The sequence below is a fragment of the Chitinophaga sp. LS1 genome (assembly GCF_034274695.1).
Lineage (GTDB): Bacteria > Bacteroidota > Bacteroidia > Chitinophagales > Chitinophagaceae > Chitinophaga.
Genome location: NZ_CP128362.1, coordinates 1,464,263 through 1,488,325, shown reverse-complemented (window position 1 = coordinate 1,488,325; position 24,063 = coordinate 1,464,263). Strand labels below are relative to the sequence as shown.

Sequence of the window (24,063 nt, the reverse complement as noted above, 5' to 3'; positions counted from 1 at the left end):
ACTTTATTCAATGAACTATTGAAAATATAACCCTGATGGTTGAATAAATTGGGTAAAGAGAGCAGGAATGGACACCTTTGATATAAGGAAAAAGAACGCCATTCTAATGCCTGATTCGCGGCTACTCTTTGTGGGTAGCCGTCTGCATTTTACGAATGAACAAGGTTTGAATGATGAGGGCGATCACATATAGAATCAATAACCCCATGAGGGTTTTGGTGATAGCCGGTGAGGTGATGTCGGTGGCGAGTGGGTGTCCCAATGGTATCCTGGTGAGTGTTTCATTCACCGCAGGAATGAGGGACAATAATAAGGTGGTGGTCATGAGAAAGGTCTGTACGTATTTGGTCCACGCCTGATTGGAGCGACGCAACCAATAAGCAATTGCTAAAAAAAGTAAAATCATGATCGCCAGTGCATGACCCGGATTGAAACCACCTGCTTTTGATAAGCCGAAGGCGGTGATACAGGCAAATACGGTCAGAATAGAGTAATAATTCCCTGTGGTGGTGCCGGGTTGAATTTTGCCAAATTGGATAAAAGCTGCAATTGCAAAAATGATAGCGACGATCGAAATGATCGTATGGATGGTGCCGAGTACGGATAAAGAGATCATATTGTTTGTTGTTTTAGTCATACAAATCTCGAATGAATCCCTAAGGAAAATCTTAACCCCGGTTAAAATCTGGATGCAACCGAGAAAATTCATAATCCGGATGCCCATCAGCAGGTGTTGACGGCATCTACTTTAAGTTCGCTGTATTTGCAAAACCTCTTAAGTTATACACAATACTGCGGTGCACAATCAGGTGGGTATAGTGCTATGTGACAATTTGTAACACCTGCTACTACTGCTTCCGTTTCTTTAAGTGTATATCCCAACCCTGTTGTGGGCCTTCATCTTGTTATAACAACTTTTATAATAACAGCCACCAGATATAGCTACCACCATTATTCCCCCATACTGATTTAATCTTCTCTTTCATTCCTGCCGCTGTCACGGGCATCCCTTTCTTAGGCGGTACAATACTTGTGGCAGGTACACTCGTGAGGTCTACATTCGTCGCAAACCAGGTTACATTATCATGTGGCAGTGCAATGCCTAATATCATACCAGGTAATCCTGTAAAAGACTCCGGCCCTCCTGACACATGTATCTGATCTGTATAAAACGCCACCACATAAATCGAGTCCATCACAATGGCATTTGCTCTCCGGCACTGATAGCCGGCTATCTCCCTCGTTTCGCTGGTGATTTTCCATTGTATGGCCCGTGCTGTGTCATTGATCAGCATATTGTCGCCATACACCTGTTTCTGGCAGGTATACAAGCCTGTAGTCAAATCTGTATAGATCAGGTTCGCCTGATAGACCCCTGGTGAATTCGACATAAAATCCTGTGCCCCCGGATCTGGCATAGGTGTAAATAAAGTTCGGTTGGCAGCAAAACTCAGTTTTGCATTGAGCCTTTTGAACTGAGGATTGGAATTACGCCACGATTCAAAAAATTGTTTCGACATACCATCATCCGGTCTTTCTTTAATGCGTTTGTTGATATACGCATGCATATTGATCGTTTTCTCAAAAGTAATCGTACCGCTGGATGGAAAGCGCTGTTGGGCTGTCAATGACTGTATACCCAATAAGCATACAGCAATCAGTATATAGAGCGTTCTCATGATTTAGGTTTTGCACCACCCATTTTATTGAAGTCCCAGGTGATGGTGAACATGAAATATCTTCTGATCGTGCTGTAGGTATTCTGTGTAATCTGACTACCTGATACATTTCTGTTAAAACCAGAATTCTGATTCAGCAGGTCATTCACCGAAGCCGCTACTCTCAGTTGTTTTTCCTTCAGGAATTTCCGGCTTACTTCCATATTCCAGATCGTTCTCTTCAGATCTGTATTAAACGATTTGGTTTTTGGAGAATAAGTAAAATTCGTTCTGGAATAAAACTCGAAATTTTTTGGAAGGAACACCCGGAACTCGGCACCCGCATCGAATCCCAATCCATTACTATTCAGGCTGGGCAATAGCGATGACTTCTGAATGGTATAATTTGGCCGGGCGTTAACTTCGAAGTAACCCTTTTTGTCAGCATTCTTTCTAAGGGTGAGCTCTGGCGAAATAGTGTAGGACGTCGATTTGTTCAGTACATTATTCACCATGTTATAAGACACATTGGTATTGGCAGACAACATCGTTGCAAGGCTCATGCCCCACCAATTGGTTTTGAAATCACGCATCGCCCAGATACCTCCATTGTAGCCATTCTTCTTAATATTTGCATATTGATAAGTACTGGCGCCGGCAGAATCTGTTACTACATTCGATACAATCGAATTATGCTTGAGCGAGAAGTTCGCATTCAGGTACATGTATTGCTGCGTAATCGCTTTATAGGAATTGTAATTCCAGTAAATATCATCGCTATAAGACGGATCCAGGTCAGGATTGCCCAGGTGTATATTCAGTGGATCGGTGTTAATTCTCACAGGTTGCAATTGTGTCACTGTGGGCAATTGCGTTCTCCTGGTTACGTTAAAGGTCATAGACTTTGACTGACTGAATGTATACGTCAGGTAGACTTGTGGATTGATATTGACAAAGTTCCGTTTGAAGGTGCTGTTGTCATAGCGGTTCAGTTGTTCGAACGATACATTGGATACCTTGGAACCTGCACTGAGTCTGAACTTAGTCGCCTTGTAAATAAACATCGCGCCACCCTGATGAGAGACGTTGTCAATTTTGAAATCGTTGCTATACAGGCTATCCAGTACATCGTACTTATCGGAGTCAGATTTTTTGTACGTGTTCAGGTTACTGTTGGCATTGGTCAGCACAAAGTCGTAGGAGAACGCAAGTTGTGCTTTGTCTGACAGTGGTTCATTGAAGGTTGCATTAGCGGTCAAAGTATTGTTGTCGCTATGCTGTACCCTGTTCTGATCGTTGACCACACTACTATCCAGTCCTTCCTTTTCATTATAGTAATTAATAGCAGATTTCAGGAACTCATTTCCATTATTACGGGTATAACCTTCACTGATACCCATGGAGAATTTTCTGCCTTTCTTTTTCAATTGCTTATTGAATAAGATGCCGGCATTAAAGGTGGTTTCATCCGTTTTAGAATGCACTGCCCTGCTGTTAGTATTGAGCAGCGTACTATCCTGGCGCAGGCTGGTAGTATTATACTCGTTATCGACTGAACTGTTCCTTGAACCACCGGCGGCATTCACCACGAGGGTACTGGTGGTGTCCAGTTTGAATTCAAAGCGGCCATTACCTTTATGGCGGAAGAGATAATTATGGAATTGCTGATCAGAGGTGGTATTGATGTAGGAAGAAGGCAATGTGTTTTGTGTAATTACACGCTTGTTTCCATCTACCGCCAGAGACCCTATTCTATAATTGACATTGACGGTAGTCTTGTCATTATTGAATTTATTGTCGTAGTGCACACCGCCGTTTTTCGCGGTGGGCAGGCCTTCTCCATAGTATTCACCATTGTAGCTTTCCAGCTCATCGTTGGTCTCCCCGGAGATGCGGATGCTGCCATCGTCTCCAAAGTTGAAGTTGTAGTTACTCATGCCATACTTGCTGCTTTCACCCCAATCCATACCAAAATGGCCGGTGTTGTCTAATATGCCATAAGCGGAGAATCGTTCTTTGCCTTTGAATGCATTGAACATTAGCTTACCGGTATAGAAATTATCTGTACCGCCAGAGGCTTCGACCTTGCCGAAGTAACCGTTCTTTTTGTCTTCCTTGAGTTTGATGTTGATGGTTTTCTCTTTCTTACCATCATCAATCCCCGTGAAGTTTGCCTGGTCGCTGGATCGCTCGTAGACCTGTACTTTGTCTACCATATCGGCACGAATGTTTTTCGTCACGAGAGTAGGGTCGTCACCGAAGAATTCTTCACCATCCACGAGTACCTTATTGACGGTTTTGCCCTGGGCGGTGATCTTTCCATCTTTGTCTACTTCTATCCCCGGAAATTGCCGGAGCAGGTCTTCTACTTTTGCATTCGGCTCTACGTGAAAGGCAGAGGCGTCATACTCGGTGGTATCGCCTTTGATCTTCATCTCCGCTTTCTTGCCCTGGATCAGTACTTCCGTTAATAGTCTCGACCTCAGGAGCATGTTGATACCCTGAAAATCGTACACAGGTTTAGTTGAATCCAGGCTAAACTCTGCGGTGTAGTCTGCATATCCCGGGTAGGATACTAGCAAAATAAACTGGCCACTTTCTTTAAGTGGTACAGAAAAATTGTGACTGGAGTTATTCCAGATGAACTTGCAAAGGGTGGAGTCCTTTGCTCTGAGTACGCTGATCGTGGCATCAGTAATCTTTATTCCAGCAGCTGAATCGGTCAAACTCCCTTTCACGGCATAAGGCTGCTGGGCATACAGGTAACATGAGCACAAACAAAGAAGAAGGAGTATAGGTCCTGCTTTCATTTGTAAAATTTTGATGCATGGGTTAATCCGTCTACACTTGTACCTCTAGGTTATCAAATCAAAAATAAACTAAATTTTTAGTTGTGTGCCCATGCATCTCATTTTAACAAAAATTTATTAAAATCCGTCGAAGATAAAAGGCGTATTATCAATGGCTTTAGCAGGAAGTTTTTCATCTCTGATGCTGGCCTGGTAAGCGAAGCAGGCAATGATGACGGCGGCTTGTTTCAAGTCTTCTATTTGTAAATGATCATAGTCGTCCAGGTTTGTATGATGGGTTTTGCTGTTATAATCTACAGGGTCCTGAATGAATTGAAAGGCGGGAATTCCTGCCCAGTCAAAAGACAGGTGATCGGTGGATCCGGTGTTGTGGAGAGTAATAGTATTGGCACCTAGAGTATCGAATGGCGCGAACCATTTTTTGAAGATGGGTACGACGGCGGTGTTGTTTTGGGCGAAAATTCCTCTGATCCTGCCCGTGCCGTTGTCCAGGTTAAAGTAGACGGAAATGTTTGACTGTGATGGTTTTATTTGTCTGGTTTTCTTTTCCCTGAAATGATTGGTGACATAGTTAAATGAGCCATGCAGGCCCTGTTCTTCCCCTCCCCATAATGCGACTCTGATCGTTCTGCCGGGTTTGAGTTTTAGTGAATCCAGTAGTCGCAGGGCTTCCATCATGACAACACAACCGGCAGCGTTATCAGTGGCACCAGTGGCGGCTGTCCAGCTATCGAGGTGGGCGCCCAGCATCACGACTTGTGAGTTCAATTGTGGGTTAGACCCTTTTAGCTCTGCAATCACATTCATACCGGGTACTTCTTCTGTAGAAGCTTTTACCTGTAGGTTCATTTTCAGCACCACCTTTTTTAATCGGCTTATGCGTTGTGCATCTTCATTGGCGATATCTACTTCAGGCAGTACCATGGGGTTATTTTTTCTAAATCCATAAGTGGCCTGGTTCATCACTACACCATTATGACTGTTTCCTCTTGCCGCAATGATACCGATCGCCCCTGCCTGTTTTAATGCCTTTCTACACACGGGCAGGTTATGAAGATACACTTGAATGTGTTTCATCTCCTCCGACGATATCATGTAGGTATCTTTCAAAGTGTCCAGTGCTGCCTGATCATGCCTGGTAGCGGCCACCCCAAAATTCTTATGGGTATCTACAGGGGTGCTTTCGATCAGTATGAATTTATCTTTGAATTGGGCAGCGTGATTTTGTAACCAGTCAGCGTCCAGTGATTGCTCACGAGTGATGGTAGTCACCTCTCCCTGCAGGTGATCGGCGGCGGGTGACCATGGCACCGGATAAGCATGTATCGGAAAATAATAAGGAGTGACGGCATCCAGGCTAAAGCTCTCAGCCTCCCATTGAATACCGAAAGGGCCCCAGGATTCAGTGCCGGCATAGCTCACATGCCATTTTTTAAATTCCTGTACTGCCCAGTCAGCGGCTCTTTTAAATCCAGGAGAACCTGTAAGCCGGCCACCAGATTGGTCTGTCAGCCCCTGGGCTAATTGAGGAATATGAGAGTCGGCAAATTCTGCCTGCATTATTTTCTGAACGATGGCAGGATCGATCGCGTCCTGTGCAAGGCAGTTTTGGTGGCATGCAATAGCTATGAGAGAAAGCCATAAAATTTTCATGTGCGGATCTTTTAATTACGGTTAACTAATCACCGTAATTTATAACAATCCTTCAAAACCATACTTAGCCATGCTCCAAAATTCATCCAGTGCAATGATGCGGGGTTTGAAAAATGAGATAATTGCAGGCCAGTCTTCGCCTTGCAAAACATTCACATTTTCCAGCCGGGTACTGATGGTACTCATTGTTTTTCCATACTCGTCCATGGTATTGGCCTGCCATTGCCAGTCCTCTCCCAATGTCGTTTCCAGAACCGTTTTGTTGACGACAAACAACTCATAGAACCGGGGATCCGATTGTGTAATGACAATAGCAATGCTGGCATGCCGGCTATCGGCATCCATTTTAAAAAATACACCGGGAACACCTGTCTTATAGTTCAGCCAGCTAATAGGCTCCCCGTCCGCAGATAGCACGGGTTTCATATATCGACCAAAGGCGGTCCAGAAATTCTCTTTCAGTTTTGAAACTTCCTGTTTGGAATACATGCTGCGAAAATACTCACTGGAAGCACCAGTGCAAAATTTTCGCAATATTCTTTGCGTCGTTCATGCCTCTGTGGTGGGCACCTTCCAGTGAGATCTTTAGCATGCTCAGCGCTTTTTGCATACTGACAGGACGATCCGTTTTTTTTCAATCGATGCTCGTTAGCAAAAAGATGAGGTAAATTTCATATTTCTGAATATACAAACACCTTGCTAAAGGCGGATTAGTTCTATTTCTCCAGATAACTTCACATCATCACCTACAATCAGGTTACCGGCATCATTAAGCAGGTGAAAGTTCAAACCAAAATCTTTACGGTTGATCTTTCCATTGATTTCAAAACCAGCTCTGTGGTCATTGAACCTGCCAATACCACTGCCTGTATGTTCTACTTGCAGGGTAACAGGCCGGGTATTATTTAAGATGGTTAGTTCACCTTTTAAAGTATCATTGGCTAATACGCCATTGAATGTAATGGTAGGGAATTGCGCAGCGTCAAAGAAGATATTCGAGGTAAGATGACCGTCGCGTTCTTTATTATTGGTGTCTATGCTTTGTACTTCCAATGTGAAAGTAACAGTAGCATGTTCGAAGTTTTCATTATCAGTTTGTACAGTGCCGCTGAATGCCCTGAAGAAGCCCGATACGTTGGCAATGCCAAGGTGTTTTACTTTAAAACCGATTTGAGAATGTCCGGGATCAATGTTCCATTGTGTCATAGCTTTAATTTTTTGTCAAAGCTATATGGAGGCAGGGGGGAATATTTTACCATAGGGTAAATAATCAACGAATAGTTCGGATCCGGCTAGTGCTGAAATTACCTGATTGTCCTGATCCTGCTAAGCGACTGCTGTGTAATTCCCAGGTATTTCGCCATATCCCCCAGGCTAATCCTTTGATGAATTGCATTATTCTCCTCTACAAACAATCTGTACCTATCCGCCGCATTCTCTTCCAACATCTCACTGATCCTTTTCGTCATCTTAGTAGCAGCTATACTCACCAGCCTACGAAAGAACGTCTCCACAGCATGATGTTGTTTACATAACCCCTCCATGACCTCATAACGAATCATAGTAACAGTTGTATCTTCCAGCGCTACCAGATTAAACTTAGATGGCACCTGATTCAAATAACTATCAAACACCGTAAAAAGTACATTCTCAGAAAAGAACCGCATAATAAACTCCTTATCATCCTTCTCAGAGAACGACTTGATCAATCCTTCATTAACAAAATAAAGATACCTGCAGGTTTCCCCACTCCGCAACAGGAAGTCTCCTTTGTTGTAAGACTTAGTGATCGCCTGCGAAGTCAGTTCCCACAATACAGCATCTTCCAACGGTGAAAACTGCTGACAATACAGTACCAGATTTGCCATATTAATTAAATGAATTTCGGAATTCCAATGGCGATAACTGTGTCTTCGCCTTAAACAATTTACTAAATGACTGTGGATAATCAAACCCTAATCCATAAGCAATCTCACTCACCGACAAATCAGTAGTAGATAACTGTTCCTTGGCCTTCTCAATGAGTTTATCCTGTATATGTTGCTGTGTACTCTTGCCTGTTAATGTCTTCAGTAAGTTGCTCAGATAATTCGCCGATACATTCAGCGCTGTTGAAATGTACTTTACACTGGGTAGCCCTTTTTTTACCAACTCATCACTATTAAAATAATCAGTCAGCAATGCTTCCAGTTTTTCCAGAATGTGATGATTACTGATTTTTCTTGTAATAAACTGTCGCTGATAAAACCGCTCCGCATACGCCAACAGCGATTCCAGCTGCGCCAGAATGATCTCCTGGCTGAATTGATCGATATTGGTATGATACTCTCTCTTAATATTCTCCACAATAGCAGAAACCGTCAGCTCTTCTTTTTCTGAAAGAAACAATGCCTCATTCACTGCATAATCAAAATACTGGTACTGCCTGATCTTCTTTGCCAGCGGCGTATTCCACAGAAAATCGGGATGGATCAGTAACACCCATCCCGATTGATTTATTTCTTTTGAAAGGGGTTCAATACTAAACACCTGTCCCGGCGCCATGAAACTCATCACTCCTTCATCAAAATCATACTCCTGCTGTCCATATTTCATTTTCACATTGTAGCCTTTCTTCATGCTGATCAGGTAAAAATTGAACACAATACTGACCGGCTCTTCCATATGAATATCTTTGATAGGCGCTACGTCTATCACACTGATCAGTGGATGCTCCGGTTTAGGGAAGCCCCTGAACTCGTGAAATGCAGATATAGTATTAAAAGTAAAGATGCGTTTTCCGGCCATCATACAAGTTAATTATTTTGCTGCAAAGGCGTTGGCAAAGTCTTTTGCGAAGTCTTTCACTTTCACCTTCCCAAATTCCGCTGGTCTGTTTTTTAAGTAATCAGCTTGCAGGACACCTTCGTGCACGCTGGCATACATTTCTACCATACCCTGGGCGATAGCGGGTTGCATACCGGCAGCTATCAGACCTTGCAGGTATTGTTCATTGGGAAGTGCGATCCATTGCAAACCGGGTTTGCCAATAGCCTCACCTATAATCTGTGCAGTTTCATTGCAGGTCAGTTCATCGCTTACTACATATCTTACCCTTCTGTGGGCAGCTGGCAGTGTGATTTCATCTGCAATTGCAGCGGCGATATCTGATGGTGCTACCCAGGTAGCGATGTCATCTCCACCGGTATTGGAAGCCATGATACCTTGTTGTTTGATCAATCCTATAAAAGCATATAAGTTATAATAGAAGCCTACAGCACGCATGAAGGTAATGTCTGCATCCGTCAGTGTATTCAATGCCTGCTCTACATTGTAATGCAGTTTAATGAGTCCGGAGCCATGTTCCAGATGTGCACCGATACTACTCAGGTGAATGACTCTTTTCACACCGGCCTGCCTGATAGCCTGTGTCAGGTTGTCTGCCACTTTCTGGCATTCAGCGTACAGGTCTACATTGGGATCGAAGTAGCTGACAAAGGGAGGGATCATGGTATACACGAGGTCAGCGCCTGTAAAGGTGCGGGTGAGGAAATCTGCATCTTCAATAGAACCGACAGCCGGTGTGGCGCCGAGTGCTTTGATGGCGGCCGTTCTATCTTCTTTGCTGGTGACGATTGTCAGGTCATGGTGATGAAGAAGTTGTGCCAGTGGTAATCCGATATGGCCTAAGGAGCCTGTTAAAACGATTTTCATGCTATTTGATTTTGTATCACAAAACTCCTGATAAACGGGTGCGCGGACGTAACCAAATCTAAGGTTGTTGTGTTCAAATCTTTCTCCGCGTTGTTGGCGGCGGTGATATTGGGGGTATCTTACTATAGTTTCCTACATTTGCAGCATGGTGCACCCACTGCGAGCTCATATAGAAGCCATCAGTAAACTCACTGATGAGGAATTTGAATATATCCTGTCTCATTTTACGCCTGTTAAACTGAAGAAACATCACCTGCTTGTCAGGGAAGGGGAGTTGGTGAAGTGTGAATACTTTGTGTTGAAAGGTTGTCTCCGCGCTTATATGACTGAAGAAAAATCAGGTAAGGAATATACTTATCAGTTCGCCGCTGAAACCTGGTGGATCTCAGAGCGGGATGCATTTTTAAATCAGACCCCTTCAAAAACCGCTATTGAATGTTTGGAAGATTGTGAGTTATTGGCCATTACCCTGGAAGATACCTTGAAGGTGGGGCGGGAACTCTGGAAGTATGAACATTATAAAAGTGTCAAGTCTGCCCATGGGTTTGTTGCATTGCAAAAGCGGGTGCAGCTGATGATTATGGGAAGTGCGAAAGAACGGTTTGAGCATTTTGTAATGCAATATCCGCATTTATATAACCGGATCCCTAAAGCGATGATTGCTACGTATCTGGGGGTAACCCGCGAAACGATCAGTCGTTTGTACCGTAAATAATTTGAGTAACATATGCAATTATCCAGTCAGATCTCCTGCTAGCCCTGGTGTAACCCGCGAAACGATCAGTCGTTTGTACCGTAAATAATTTGAGCAACATATGCAATTATCCAGTCAGATCTTCAGCTAGCCTTGGAGTAACCCGCAAAAACATAAGTCGTTTGTATCGTAAATAGTGTTACAAATGTCACAATTTTAAAGTGACATTTGTCCTTCGACAGCAGTGCTTTGAGCAGCAATTTTGTGTCTCAAATTACAAACGACATGAAATATTTGTTCTTCTCTCTACTGTTTTTCGCAACATTTGCCACTTATGCACAAGAGCAACCTGGCTACTATCGCATGACATTAGGCGATTGTGAAGTCATCGCTATCTCCGATGGTACTGTTCCCCTGAATTTAAAGGGTTTATTACACGAAAAGAAAGCAGGTGAAATTGAATCACTGTTAAAACAGAACTACCTGGACACGATTGTAGAAACATCTATTACTGCATACCTGGTAAAGACCAATAATCAACTCATCCTGATCGACGCTGGTACGGGCAACTTTTTGGGCGCCACTTTAGGCAAAGTCCGTCACAACCTGGAAGCAGCAGGTTATAAGCCGGAAGATATCAATGTAGTTTTATTAACACATCTGCATGCAGATCACGTAGGTGGTTTAAGTGAAGGTGGTAAAATGGTTTTCCCAAATGCCACTCTTTACATCAGTCAGCCGGAAGCTGATTTCTGGTTAAACCCAGCCAACAAAGCCACTGCCAATAAAAGAGCGACTTCTTTCTTTGATCCTGCACAGCAATCAATTGCTCCTTATCAACAGGCGGGGAAGGTAAAAACATATGCTCCTGGCGCACAGTTGTTACCGGGTATCAGTGCCATTGCATTGGCAGGGCATACACCAGGTCACAGTGCTTTTATGCTGACCAGCAAGGGCGAAAAACTGGTCTTTGTAGGTGATATCATTCATGCTGGTGCGGTACAATTAGTAGATCCGGGCGTGACAATTGATTTCGATGTGGAATTTGCAGGTGCTGAAGCTGCGAGAACGAAAGCCTTTGATGATGCTGCAAAGCAAGGGTATTGGGTGGCCGCGCCACATTTATCATTCCCAGGAATTGGACATGTGAAAAAGGTGGGGAAAGGATATGAATGGTTGCCTATTAATTATATGACGGTGAAGTTTCTGCATTAGTGTAGAAACTTTCTTCTAATGTGTCCATATCATCCCCTGCGGATTGAATCGGAGAGTATGTATTTCAGAGGTTCCTTTCTTATATACGGCATATATCAAAAGTAAGAAAATTTGGATACATCATTTACTAACCTGGACACATCTACCCCAACTCCCTAAAGCATGTGTTGCTGTACAATAAAGCACAGCAACACATGCATATCATCTTCATCACCGGTGCCTCTTAAATGCATCAGAAAATGTGATAATGGAAAATGCAAAATGGCGCATCGCAGGATTAAGAGAGGAAAGTATACGGCCTGAAAAATGGAGAAGTTTAATGGAAAAAAAATAGCCCCTGCAAGGGGACTATTCCTCTATATCTCCTTATTAAATATCTCCAACGCCTCCTTATCCTCATACTCCACTATCAACTTCCTCAACCGCTCCTTCAAATCCTTCACCACCTTTACATACTGGGTATCCTTATACACATTCACCTTCTCCCCCGGATCCTTCTTCAAATCAAACAACTCCCAACTCTCCACTCCCTTATAAAACCTCACCAACACAAAATCCTTCGCCCTTATCCCAAAATGCGGACTCACATGATGCGGCTGCGGATACTCATAATAATGATAATACACATCCTTCCTCCAATCCTTCGGCTCCTTCCCCTTCAACAAAGAAAAGAACGACCTCCCCTGTATATCCGCCGGCGCTTTTATCCCCGCAAAATCCAAAATAGTCGGCGCCCAATCCACATTAGACACAAACCCAGCTACCTTCGTTCCCGGCTTTATCACCCCCGGATACTTTGCCACAAAAGCCGTCTTCAAAGACTGCTCATATATAAACCGCTTATCAAACCACCCATGCTCTCCCAAATAAAACCCCTGATCAGAAGCATAAATCACCACCGTATTCTTACTCAACCCCGTACTATCCAGGTAATCCAAAATACGCCCAATATTTCTATCCAAAGACTTCGCCGTTGCATAATAGTCCTTCAGATAGCGCTGGAACTTCCACTTCGCCAACTCCTTCCCACTTAATTTCTTCGCATCAAAATCATCCGAAATCTTACCATAATACATCTCATACGCACCTGCCTGTTCTGGATCCAACCTTGCATACCCCTTGTTCACATACCGCTTATTAGGTCCTGCGTCCGCAGCATCCTTCAATGCTGTTCCAAATTTCTGATGCACTTTCAGATCCAGATCCAACAGCATCGTCTTATCAATCGTCATATCCTGATCCTGCGCTGCCAATCTCGTATCGTAGTTGTCAAAGAAATCGTCCGGCAATGGGAAATCAATATTATCATACGCGCCCAGATCCTGCACATCCGGCAACCACTCCCTATGTGTAGCCTTCTCTCCTACTACCGCAAAGAACGGCTTGCTCGTATCCCGCTTCTTCAACCAGTCAAAGAAGAACTCAGAGATCAGATTCGTTACATACCCCTTATACTGAATCGTGTCATTCTGATTATTGATAAACTCCGGATTATAATACTGACCCTGCCCCGGCAAGATATTAAAGTAATCAAACCCAACCGGCAAACTACCCAGGTGCAGTTTTCCAATCCACGCCGTCTGATACCCTCCCTGCTGCAATAGTGTAGGGAAGTTGGTCTGATTCACATCATACCGTTTTTCATTCAGGGTATACCCATTTTTATGGCTATACTTCCCCGTCAGCAATGTCGCCCGGCTCGGCCCACAAATAGAATTTGCTACAAAGTTGTTATTCAGCAATGCGCCTGCATTGGCTATTCTGTCTATATTTGGCGTCTGCACCAGCTTATTACCATAAGCACTCGTCGCCTGGTAAGCATGGTCGTCAGACAGGATAAAGATGATGTTAGGTCTGTTCTGCGCCTGTGTATACAACACTGTTGTCAACAACACGCATAGCAACCCAAATGGACGTAATAACATGGTCTGGTTAGTTAAAAGTAAATGTCCTGTGTCTGACTAACAGTCTACTGATTTAGTAGAACAAATAAAGTAAATATATTCCCGGAATGAAAGTATTTGGTGGAATTTTTTTTCAGGAGTAATTTTAGAGAGAGTTATGATCGCTGAATTTCAAGCATATTGCCGCACACTAACGCTACTCTCTGATGAAGAGATAGAGCGGATTACCGCATTCGCAGTTCCCAGAACGCTACAGCGAGGTGAGCACCTGTTGCAGCAGGGACAGGTGTGTCGGCATAAAACGTTCATAATAAAAGGTTTACTACGTAATTACGGTACTGCGGCCGATGGTACTGAATACATTTTACAATTCTCTTCAGCGCATCAGTGGATATTAGATCCGGAAAGTTATCACCTACAGTCTGCCTCAAAATTTAATATAGCTGCCATAGAGCGTACTGATGTATTGCAATGGCCAAAGGCTGAATTTGATACCTTATTAAACGAGATGCCGGCGCTGAATACTTATTCACAGCAATTGGTCTCAAGAATTAATTATACCGGCCGGCAGCGGCTGTTTACCACGCTTAGTGGTACGCCTGAAGAAAAGTATGATGACTTTGTTATTAACAACCCTGATTTACTCTCCCGTGTTCCACTCCATATGATCGCTGCTTATCTGGGTATGTCATTAAAGACATTGACCCGTATCCGGCATGCACAGTTACATCGTTAATTTAAATATGGTCAAATGACCACATTTACATCACCACATTAAATGACTTTTGTATCAACAAATTAAATCATTCATTTATGCGGGTATTTGTTACAGGAGCTTCGGGTTTTGTTGGCTCCGCAATCGTAAAAGAACTGTTACAGGCAGGACACCAGGTATTGGGTATGGTGCGTTCTGATATCAATGCCGAAGCATTGGAAAAAATAGGTGCAACAGCTCACATGGCAGACCTCACTGACATTGAAAGCATCAAAGCAGGTGCAGTACAATGTGATGCGATTATTCATACAGCTTTTAATCATGATTTCTCCCGGTTCAAACAAAGTAGTGAAGAAGATCATCAGTTGATTTTAGCATTAGGAGAAACTAAGTTGCCGTTCATCGTTACATCTGCAATTGGTTTGTTAAATTATGAACGTCCTGTTGATGAAAGTGATACACCTCCACCATCAGACAAGGTACCGCGTGCGGCTACAGAAGAAGCGGCCCGCAGTGTCGGTGCTTATATAGTAAGACTGCCGCCCACTACGCATGGAGAAGGTGATCATGGTTTTGTGCCTATCATTATTAACATAGCTAAAGCAAAAGGTGAATCAGCTTACATTGGTGAAGGGAAGAATAACTGGCCTGCGGTACATCGTTTTGATGCAGCGGTATTATACAGGTTGATAGTAGAAAAACAGCCGGCGCAAAAAGTGTTTCATGCGGTAGCGGAAGTGAGAGTGCCATTTAGAGATATAGCGACGACTATAGGGAATGGATTGAATATGCCAACAGTGAGTAAGACAGGTGCAGATGCGGAAGCGCACTTTGGATGGTTTACGCATTTTGCGGGAATGGGAGTGATGCCTTCGGCTGAAGAGACAAAGCAAATATTAGGCTGGGAGCCCAGAGAGAAAGGGATATTGGAGGATATTGTGGAAGGAGGATATTTAAAATAAGCCACATATTCAAGCATCATTTTAAAAAAGGGGATTTATCCCCTTTTTGCGTTTCTGCACTTGTCGCGTTGGAAATTAGTTCTAATTTTCACCTGATTTTACAACTCCAATTCACGAATATTTCCAGATAGTATTTTTCTGGTGCTGGTGTATAACCAGTGCAGGTGGAATTCTATTGTCAAGACACTAAGCTTTTAATTCATAATGTTATGATTATTAATTCCCAATTTTTATATGGCCTTCTGGTGATGGCGTGCTTCGGGGGATGCAAACATGAGCCCTCCTTTGACCCTTATGGCCCTGGTCTTACTGAACGCCTCAATGCCTATAACAATGTACAGTCGAATGTTAATAACGGCACCCCTGATTTATTTATTGACTTCTCAGCAGGTATTAACAATGCCTTCAAAACTTCTACTGTCAACAGTCTGCTGTCAGAATGTTTTAATACAATACTAACCGACAAGTTTGAAGTATATAAGCTGGGATCTAATGAGGTAACCCCATTACCAGTGACCAATACCACGCAGCTTGGGCAGGAAATAAGTAATCAAAGTAATTATAAAGATATCTGGGCGCCTATCCAGAAAGCTGTCGAAAAAATCACAGCAGCCGATAATGATGCGCTCTTAATTACAGACTTCGAAGAATGGAATGATAAAACTGAAGTAACAAATACCGCCTATCTGAAACTGCCATTTTCAAAATGGTTGGCTAAAGGTAAATCCATCCATTTTTTTATAGTAGACTATAAAGAAGGTAATGTGGACAAACATATTTATTTTACCATCTTCAATAGTACTAACATTCTACTCTCTAAGCTCTCGCCTAAACTCAGTCCCTACAGCACCCGGTTCGATTTGTCTACAAGCGCATATACTTTATCAACAAACTATGCAGACCCCAAATCAGGTGGTATTTACAATAATAAAAATGATTTAGACCTAAAGAAAGATCAATATATAAAAGGTGAATGGTATGAATACTATCCACTAGGTCTTGATTGGAAAAATATAGCAGACATACATAAAGAGGTGCCGGAAGAATTCTCCGACATATTCCGCAATCTCTTCATAGACCTTAGCAATCAGGATAGCTATATCTTCAAAGCATTCGAAGTACAAACTTTCAATGCCACTACAGATTTCACAAATTTTGCAAAAGCTGATTACACATTACACAATCCTCCCAAAACTACTAAAGGGAAAAATGGTGAAACCAAAATATCCGACGAAGAAAAAGATCCATTAATACTCGAATGCTATAACGACGACGGCTCAATAAAAGATGCCTGCAAATACCATCCGCAAACATTAAAGCCGCTCTCCAATTACTTCCACCTGAATCAACCCTTATTTGATAATACCAGCAAAAGCGATAACAAACATATAGAACTTGGAATCACCTTCGATTTCAAGTTTACACCTGCAGAAGCTGATACTTTATTAAGAATAAATATCGTGCTCACTGCGGCTACCCCCAATATCGACAATCTAAAACTGGAAAAATTCAAATGGGTCAATGGGAAAGGAACACCCAATATCGCGCTATATGAATCTATAAAAAACACTTTACTGGAACTAAAACCTGAAAATAAAACGATCTACACCTATTATATCAAAACATTATAATCATGGAATCAATTACTGCCTACACCGTTTCTGTCATTATCACCCTTGTCATCTTATTCATCGCAGCTATCATCGCTAACCTCATCAAATTCGAAGGTGGCAGCAGACCCAAAGATCCCAAAATCAGGAAACTATGGTTCTGGGTATTATGTCTGGTAAATCCTATTCTCATCTTCCTTCTCGGCTTCTTTGTATTCATGCCCGATGGTAACAGAATGGTGATAAAAAATTACATCGCCGCCTTAACCATTGGCACCGCAGCAGGCTTCTTCTTATACATCCTATTAGGCTACATCCTCAGCCGCATCTTCACAAATGGTAAGCTAGGTCACTGGTTTTAATCTGCAATCATCATGGACAAATTATTCGTTATCGCCGTCGGTGGTACCGGCATGCGCTGCCTCGAAGCCTTCACTCACCTCTGTGCAGTAGGCATGTTCGACAGCAAGGAAATCGAAATGCTCACACTCGATACAGATCAGGCTAATGGCAACAAAGGCCGTGTGGAAAAACTGATTCAATTATACAACCGGATTAAATCCGGCGGTACCCCCAATGCAAATACCTTCTTCTCTTCTAAACTAAACCTCTACCGGTTTTATACCAACTATTCCGGTCAGGGCAGAGAGAATTATAAAAATATTTCCAAGTTGAATTCAGGCACACCTGAACAACAAAAAGGCAATAAACTCATCTCAGACCTTTTTCTTGACAACGAATCTGTACAGGAATTCGACCTCTCTCATGGCTACCGTGCACAAACACACCTGGGCTCTATGCTCATGTACCATGGTATGATCGAGGCAGCCAGAAATATTGTAAGAGGCACAGATGTAAAAGTACAGGAACGGGAACTGGATGAATTTGTTACCAAACTGGAACTCGCCGGGCAAGATGCTCGTGTGTTCATCTTCGGCTCTATCTTCGGTGGCACAGGTGCTTCTTCTATTCCCATCATTCCCAAAGCCCTGCAGGAATTCATAAAGATCCGGTCCAAAGGGGCTTCCAGCATCGACTTCTCCAAAGCAAAGTTCGGCTCTACCCTGCTCACTGAATACTTTACTTTCAAAAAGCCCAATGACAAACAGAAAGCCAATAAAGAAAATAGTATCATCGCAGATGCCTCTTATTTTCCCCTGAATAGTCAGGCTGCCCTGCAGTTTTATCAAAGTGATCCTACCGTACAGCGATGCTATAAAATGCTCTATCACATCGGTTGGCCGGTAGAAAGTAAACCTGTAGACAATGGCAGTACCCAAACCATCACCGGTGGTGCTACCCAGGAAAATGCGGCACATATCACTGAATTACTGGCTGCCTGTGCTGCCTATGATTTCTTTACCAGAACAACCGGTCTGGATGTAGACAAAACTGAGTACGTATACAAAGCCGTAGACTTTAACAGCAACGCCTTCAGTTTCTCTATTCACGACTTTGTGGGCAATGGTAATAAAGCAGGAGAACGATTCGCCAACAAAATCGGCGCTTTCTTTTCACTGGCACATATTTCACTCACCGTCAATAATGCGGCAAACGGTGACGCCGGTATCAAAGGTTTTATTACCAGGTGTCAGGAGCAAAAAATCACCCAATATAATACCATCACCGATGCTGAATGCGGTGAAATCAATGACTACTTCAAGGCATTCGCATACACCTTCGAAAGCGCACGATTCACACCCGGTTGGTTGTACCAGGTTAGGAACACGGTTGCCCCGGGTACATTCATCTTCGATAGCAAAGCCTTCCCTGATAGTCTCTCTGAATTGAAGAAACTGGATGTCGGCACCATCTTCCCCGATGAAAAAAATCACTGGCCTAAAGGAGGTTTACTGGCTAACAGATATGACACCTTTGTCAAAAAGCTGATCAACCTGGGACCAGCCGAAGAGCAACAGGTCAATACCACAAAAGAAAAATTCCTCGCTCATATCTACAATGCAATCACTCATTCACAGGGCTTCCATTTAATCTGAAATTACAATGAGCAATAAAATAAAAGCCTTAACTATCAAGGTACACCCTAAGACAGAACTACAGGGCGTGCAATTCGCCTGGGACAAGATCCCACAGCTGGAAGTTTTTACCAGAAATATCATTATTCCTGAGATAGCAGTGGAACAGGATGGCGGTGCTGCTGTAAACATTGGTACTCTTGTATCTGGTATTCCTACCGTATTTGCGAGAGCGGCCCTGTTCGAAAGCGCTTTGAACAATATCATTGATCAGGATGCCGCTACTTCCGGGCTCATGTCGTTTTACAAATCGCTGGTAAGTGAGTGGAAAGGTTTTATCAGTTGCCTCGCATTGAACTATAAAGATATTGAAGTAAACCGCGTTCCCCTCGTTTATTCAGATGGAAAAAAGCTGCCCGATACAGAAAATATTTATGAACCCACTGGTGCATTTGGCAATGCTTTGTTTGAAAGACAACCCCTATGGAGCGATCAGTCACTGGCTGATAATGCAGAGAAGGTGCCGTTTATAGATGTGATCTCTTTCAAAGGAAATGTAATCGGTGGTACATCGCCCGATTGCTTTCTCTTTACTTCGGTATCTTATAACATCAAAGGAAAATATCCTTTCATCAATATTCAAAGCGGTCGTTTTGTAGATCCGTTAAAATCTGATCCAGGCCAGCAGGAGCTGAAATTAATCTATGGATATGCCAAACATATCCTGGACAATATACAGTCATTCAAACAGCACTTTAGTGGTTTGCCGGCTGATATCAGACCTTCCTACGAAAATATCAGCGCCTGTCTGCAGGATTGGATAAAGGATATGGTGAGATATCAGGAGCAAAAAAACTTTCCCAGACTGGATAGTTCCACCCCTCCTGAAGTTGGTTCTCTGTTTGCATTACCCTTTAGTAAGTTATTTAATTATTCCACTTTATTATTCGGTTCTGAAGGCATCATCACACAGGTAGAAAATTCAGCATACAGTATTCCATTTGATCCCAAAGATCTCCTGCTACCAGACTCCACCGAAATTGCGCAGATAGATTTTGGTAAAGAAGGTGCTGAAAAAAAGAACTTCTTATCTAATAAACCCATACTGTTATTAGCCGCCGAAACAAAGGGTCAGCCTAATAACTATACATACTTTGCGCTGCCATTGACACCGCTTGCCTTAAATGTATTTGGAACAAACCTGGATGCGCTTGCTGGATTGTCGCCTAACTCTAATGTCAGATCACGTATCTCTGCGGTATATGATCCTAATGACAGGGATGGAGAAAAGCTGATCGTACACCTCAAACTATTTACCGATACCGGCAATGAAATTCTCAGACAGGTAGTGTATAAAGTTACGCAGGAAGCCATTATGGGAAAAGACATACTGATGTGGCCCAACTTTATATCCAAACAATGGAACCGGTATTTCCTGTATTCCGAGATTCCTCACAACGATGCTAAATTCCAGGCCACGCCGTTTATTGGCAATGTCAATGACGAGTTCTTCCGCATTGCGCTGGATGATAAAGGTATCCCATTTTACCTGGCGGAAAAAGGCCGCGCTGTATCTGTTCCTGATACGCAGGTGCAGCTTCACATCGCATCGAACAATGCAGTGGCTGATAACAAATATAAGTATGAGATCTACGAAAGTAATCAGCCATTCAAAGGCATTAAGTTCTCGCATGCAGGCGTAGATTGTGGTTTTGGCATTATACGATACAAATCATTTGGGAACGATCCGGCATTTCCATTGAATATGCTGAATACGACAAAGACATTATACCCGGCTTTCCTGGGCGTGGATTTTGGTAGTACGAATTCTTCCATTGCTTACTATTCCGAAAGTGATAATAAGGTGAAAGAGGATCTGAAACTCACGAACAAAAGGATTTCATTGTTGTCCACCGATTTGAAAAATAATGATGAACGTCCGGCTGTGGAAGATGAAATATTTTTCTTTCAGAATGATGAGATTTTTTCCAATTCTATCAAGTCGGTGCTCACTATTCATGATCCCAGAAGGATTGTGAATGAAAAGAACAATCAGCCGGATTCTCTCTTGTCAGATGCAGTAAAAGGTGGATTCCCTTGTTTTGAAAAGAACCTTCCTATTGATAGCGCATCGGATAACAGGTATTTCCTGACCTACAACAGAGTGGGGACGGCAGAGCTGGTATACAATATGAAATGGTCCACACAGCGTATTGATAAAAGTTATAAAACGGCTTACCTGAGTACGCTGATGTTGCATGTATATGCACAGCTCTTTGAGGAAAACCATGAGCCGCATACGCTGAAATGGTCTTATCCCTCTTCTATGGGCAAAGACCTTTTAAGCGAATACAGAGCCATCTGGGATTCGTTAGTGAATATCAGCCCTATCAATAGCAACGTTAAATTGAAGACATATCCACCATCTGACCTGTCGGATATTGGTGATGTGCAGAAAAGTACCTGGGGCGTAGGCAGTGATACAGGTGGTGGTTGGGGAGCAAGTGATGAAAGTGGCTGGGGCAATGAAAAGGAAACAAAAAAGAAGGAGATCGTAGAAATTCCTTTTGATACGGCACCTATTCGTTTTGATTTTAAAGAACTGGGTAATCAGGAGTCTTTGTCAGAAGCCTGTGCGGTAGCGAATTATCTCGTCAGGCCCCAGGGCGGCTATTCAATAAATGCAGGTGAGTTAATCCTGTGTTTTGATATTGGTGGTAGTACAACAGATATTACAGCACTTTGCCAGATGTTAGATGGCAAGGCGATGATCAAGCAAAACTCCATTCGCTTTGCAGCTGAGCGTATGGCGCAGGCCACCCGATATTCCCCCAATTTCAGAACCGTGCTGTTGAAAATGTGTGAAAGGAAACGCATCTCGATCCAGGGACTGAACAAGGGAGAGAATAAATTTTCTGAAAATACGGCTCCCTATTACTTTGAACAGGTATTGGACCGGTTGGAGCATACAGACTTTAATACCTTTTATCTGCTCATAGCAGCGGAGTGTAAAGAGATGATGAGTGTGAACCTGTACATCACAGGGCTGATCATGTTCTATGCAGGGCAACTGGTACATAAGCTACGAACAGAAATAATCCGTTCCGAAGATGCGCCACCTGCAGTGAAAAACACGCCTCCAAAAATCAGGATTGCCTTTGCAGGTAAAGGCGCCCGCATCTTTGACTGGTTCAATGCGGTCGATCCGTCTGCTGCAAATAACTACTATACCCAGATGTTCATCAGAGGTATTGGTGGCGAAGCGGTGGCAAGAAAGACCATCATTCCTGTGAGTCAAAGTCCGCTGAAAATAATAGATATCAATTCTCAGAAAGGAGACAGCTATACAGATGTTAAATACGAAGTATCAAAAGGGCTCGCTATTCCTACGAACCTTACCAGGATATTAGTGCCCACCAATAAGCAGGCCATCGAGATTCTGGGGGAAGATCATTTCTGTATAGTCATGCCTAATGGCGAATTCAAATACCTCGAATCTACCAATTCAATTACGCCGGAAATGCTGGAACATATTGGTGATTATTTCATCAACTATCCACCACAGGGAAGCCAGCCTTGTCCGCGGTTTATGGACTTTGCAGATTTATTCTACAGGGTGGCGTCTTCCATGTTCGGATTGAAAATGAGCTCGGCGGACTTCATGGCAGGATTTCAGGATATGAATATCGAAAACTACATCAAGGGCATACCTGAGTTTATAGAAGCGAAGAAACGTAAAGTGGATGAGCAGAAGAAGTTTGATTATGTGGCGCCTATCATCATACTCGAAGGGATGAAGTTTTTTGAAAAGCATCTGTTAAAAGGAATCAAAATCCAGTAAGCTATGACCTATCGATTGCTAGTGAAGATATCCAGGCGATTAGTCTCTTTCTGGTACCAGACTAATAGTAATGCGTATGCACCCCTGATTATAAAGGATAGCAACGAGGTATTGTTGTATTTCTATGTGAATGGGAACGATTTCATATTTGGAAATGCGGCGAGGGATATGTTCAACCAGCATCATCCAAATGCTTATGGAGACTATTTTGAGATCATCAAAGATCCGGCAAAGCATTTTACCATATATGGTAATAAGAAGCCTGTAAAGCAACTGTTTTACTATGGTGTAGAGCAATGTCTGTCTTTCTTTATCAATACAGTATTATATAAGAGTGATTCAATAGAATCTTATCGTCAGCATTTGTCGCTTCATTTTTTATTTGATGTGGATATCGAAGACAAAGAGAAGGCGCTGATAGAAAGTTTGTTTATAGATGCAGGATATTTCAGTACAAGCAGGGTGAATTATGATGCCGCGTTGTTTGAAGTATTGGCAGGATGGGGTGCTATTACGCCCCGTAATCATGTGTTGTTATTGAATGGACTGAATGGAACACTGTATTTTAAGTTGTATGAAAATTTCCAGCAGGGACCTGTAAGTACCTTGTCTATGGATGGGCAGGGCGCTGATCCAAGAGTAAAGCTGTTGGCTGAAATGATCATAGAATACATTATTGCACAGCAGTCGTTTTTGTCGATTGATATAGAGAAGGAGACAGGTGCGATACTGCCTTTTTGCACAGATCAGCTCAATCATCTTTCACCGGTTATAAAGGGAGAAGTGGAACTGACGGATGGGCATAAGTATTGGTTTCAGGTGAAGGAGCGGACACTGAATGAACGGTTGCAGTTTTATTCCAATGATCAGGTGGTGTATAACAATATCGATGGTTTATTGGAAGAGAATAAATTGAATGTGGATAACACAGTTGTTTTATTGGTAGGAGAAGAAATCAGTACATCTTATTTTTTGAATAAGTTATTGAAGAAATATCCTCGTGTGAAGAAAGTAGAACCTGTTTGGTTGAAAGATACGATGGAGTTGGTTTTTGCGGGGTTATTCCGAAAGGTTGTTGCGCCACCGTCATCAGCAAGGGGTTCGGTTCCATCCTCATCGCTCCCGGTTTCGGGTGCTTCATCACCACTGCCGGTTTCAGTTCCATCTTCATCACCACCAGTTCCGGCTCCATCATTGCCACCGGCAGTTCCGGCTGCTTCATCTGCTTCATCAGCACCGCCATTGCCAGCTGCAAAGCCGCCATTACCGCCAGTTGTGAATAAGAATAAACCTCCATTACCACCACCATTACCACCATCAAAAAAGTAAGTT

At 42.9% G+C, this 24,063-nt stretch carries 19 protein-coding genes; 9 read left to right on the top strand and 10 right to left on the bottom strand.

Going from position 1 to position 24,063, the window contains the following annotated elements; translation table 11 throughout:
• Positions 1–121 precede the first annotated feature (121 nt).
• The 9 genes from QQL36_RS06170 to QQL36_RS06130 form a co-directional block, all read right to left on the bottom strand.
• Entirely contained in the window at positions 122–637 is a 516-nt protein-coding gene (locus tag QQL36_RS06170; RefSeq protein ID WP_143708800.1) for a hypothetical protein, read from the bottom strand.
• Between the two features lie 280 nt (positions 638–917).
• Positions 918–1,679, bottom strand: coding sequence for a GLPGLI family protein (locus tag QQL36_RS06165; protein WP_143708801.1), 762 nt, complete (start codon positions 1,677–1,679; stop codon positions 918–920).
• Entirely contained in the window at positions 1,676–4,468 is a 2,793-nt protein-coding gene (locus tag QQL36_RS06160) for an outer membrane beta-barrel family protein (RefSeq protein WP_321569307.1), read from the bottom strand. Before QQL36_RS06160 ends, QQL36_RS06165 begins: the two co-directional genes overlap by 4 nt.
• Before the next feature lie 117 nt (positions 4,469–4,585).
• Positions 4,586–6,121, bottom strand: coding sequence for a M20/M25/M40 family metallo-hydrolase (locus QQL36_RS06155; protein WP_321569306.1), 1,536 nt, complete (start codon positions 6,119–6,121; stop codon positions 4,586–4,588).
• A 39-nt stretch (positions 6,122–6,160) separates the two neighbouring features.
• On the bottom strand, positions 6,161–6,610 hold the full coding sequence (locus QQL36_RS06150; protein ID WP_321569305.1) for a DUF4268 domain-containing protein: 450 nt from the start codon (positions 6,608–6,610) through the stop codon (positions 6,161–6,163).
• Positions 6,611–6,820: 210 nt separating this feature from the next.
• Positions 6,821–7,327 carry a YceI family protein gene (locus QQL36_RS06145; RefSeq protein ID WP_321569304.1) on the bottom strand — a complete coding sequence of 169 codons (507 nt, stop codon included), beginning with the start codon at positions 7,325–7,327 and terminating at the stop codon, positions 6,821–6,823.
• A 98-nt stretch (positions 7,328–7,425) separates the two neighbouring features.
• Positions 7,426–7,989, bottom strand: a complete 564-nt coding sequence (locus QQL36_RS06140) for a Crp/Fnr family transcriptional regulator (RefSeq protein WP_321569303.1) — start codon at positions 7,987–7,989, stop codon at positions 7,426–7,428.
• A gap of 1 nt (position 7,990) precedes the next feature.
• Positions 7,991–8,908, bottom strand: coding sequence for a helix-turn-helix domain-containing protein (locus QQL36_RS06135; RefSeq protein WP_321570547.1), 918 nt, complete (start codon positions 8,906–8,908; stop codon positions 7,991–7,993).
• Positions 8,909–8,920: 12 nt separating this feature from the next.
• Positions 8,921–9,814: an NAD(P)H-binding protein gene (locus tag QQL36_RS06130; RefSeq protein WP_321569302.1), complete on the bottom strand. Its 894-nt coding sequence runs from the start codon at positions 9,812–9,814 to the stop codon at positions 8,921–8,923.
• A gap of 145 nt (positions 9,815–9,959) precedes the next feature.
• Here QQL36_RS06130 and QQL36_RS06125 point away from each other — a divergent pair, with 145 nt between their 5' ends.
• Positions 9,960–10,529, top strand: coding sequence for a Crp/Fnr family transcriptional regulator (locus QQL36_RS06125; protein WP_083722267.1), 570 nt, complete (start codon positions 9,960–9,962; stop codon positions 10,527–10,529).
• Positions 10,530–10,793: 264 nt separating this feature from the next.
• On the top strand, positions 10,794–11,723 hold the full coding sequence (locus tag QQL36_RS06120; RefSeq protein WP_083722268.1) for an MBL fold metallo-hydrolase: 930 nt from the start codon (positions 10,794–10,796) through the stop codon (positions 11,721–11,723).
• Positions 11,724–12,079: 356 nt separating this feature from the next.
• Here the strand turns inward: QQL36_RS06120 and QQL36_RS06115 are convergent, their stop codons facing one another.
• Positions 12,080–13,648: a sulfatase gene (locus QQL36_RS06115; protein WP_321569301.1), complete on the bottom strand. Its 1,569-nt coding sequence runs from the start codon at positions 13,646–13,648 to the stop codon at positions 12,080–12,082.
• Positions 13,649–13,784: 136 nt separating this feature from the next.
• On the opposite strand from QQL36_RS06115, the gene QQL36_RS06110 reads away from it, so the two are divergent.
• From QQL36_RS06110 to QQL36_RS06080, 7 genes are all read left to right on the top strand, one after another.
• On the top strand, positions 13,785–14,363 hold the full coding sequence (locus QQL36_RS06110) for a Crp/Fnr family transcriptional regulator (RefSeq protein ID WP_321569300.1): 579 nt from the start codon (positions 13,785–13,787) through the stop codon (positions 14,361–14,363).
• A gap of 77 nt (positions 14,364–14,440) precedes the next feature.
• Entirely contained in the window at positions 14,441–15,304 is an 864-nt protein-coding gene (locus QQL36_RS06105; RefSeq protein ID WP_321569299.1) for an SDR family oxidoreductase, read from the top strand.
• A gap of 209 nt (positions 15,305–15,513) precedes the next feature.
• Positions 15,514–16,935 (top strand): hypothetical protein, encoded by a 1,422-nt coding sequence (locus QQL36_RS06100; RefSeq protein WP_321569298.1) that lies wholly within the window; start codon positions 15,514–15,516, stop codon positions 16,933–16,935.
• 2 nt (positions 16,936–16,937) lie between these two features.
• A complete protein-coding gene (locus QQL36_RS06095; protein ID WP_083722273.1) occupies positions 16,938–17,276 on the top strand; it encodes a hypothetical protein in 339 nt (112 codons plus the stop codon).
• Positions 17,277–17,288: 12 nt separating this feature from the next.
• Positions 17,289–18,911: a hypothetical protein gene (locus QQL36_RS06090; RefSeq protein WP_083722274.1), complete on the top strand. Its 1,623-nt coding sequence runs from the start codon at positions 17,289–17,291 to the stop codon at positions 18,909–18,911.
• Between the two features lie 7 nt (positions 18,912–18,918).
• A complete protein-coding gene (locus QQL36_RS06085) occupies positions 18,919–22,731 on the top strand; it encodes a hypothetical protein (RefSeq protein WP_321569297.1) in 3,813 nt (1,270 codons plus the stop codon).
• 3 nt (positions 22,732–22,734) lie between these two features.
• Complete coding sequence (locus tag QQL36_RS06080; protein ID WP_143708802.1) at positions 22,735–24,060, top strand: hypothetical protein; 1,326 nt, start codon at positions 22,735–22,737, stop codon at positions 24,058–24,060.
• Positions 24,061–24,063: the final 3 nt, after the last annotated feature.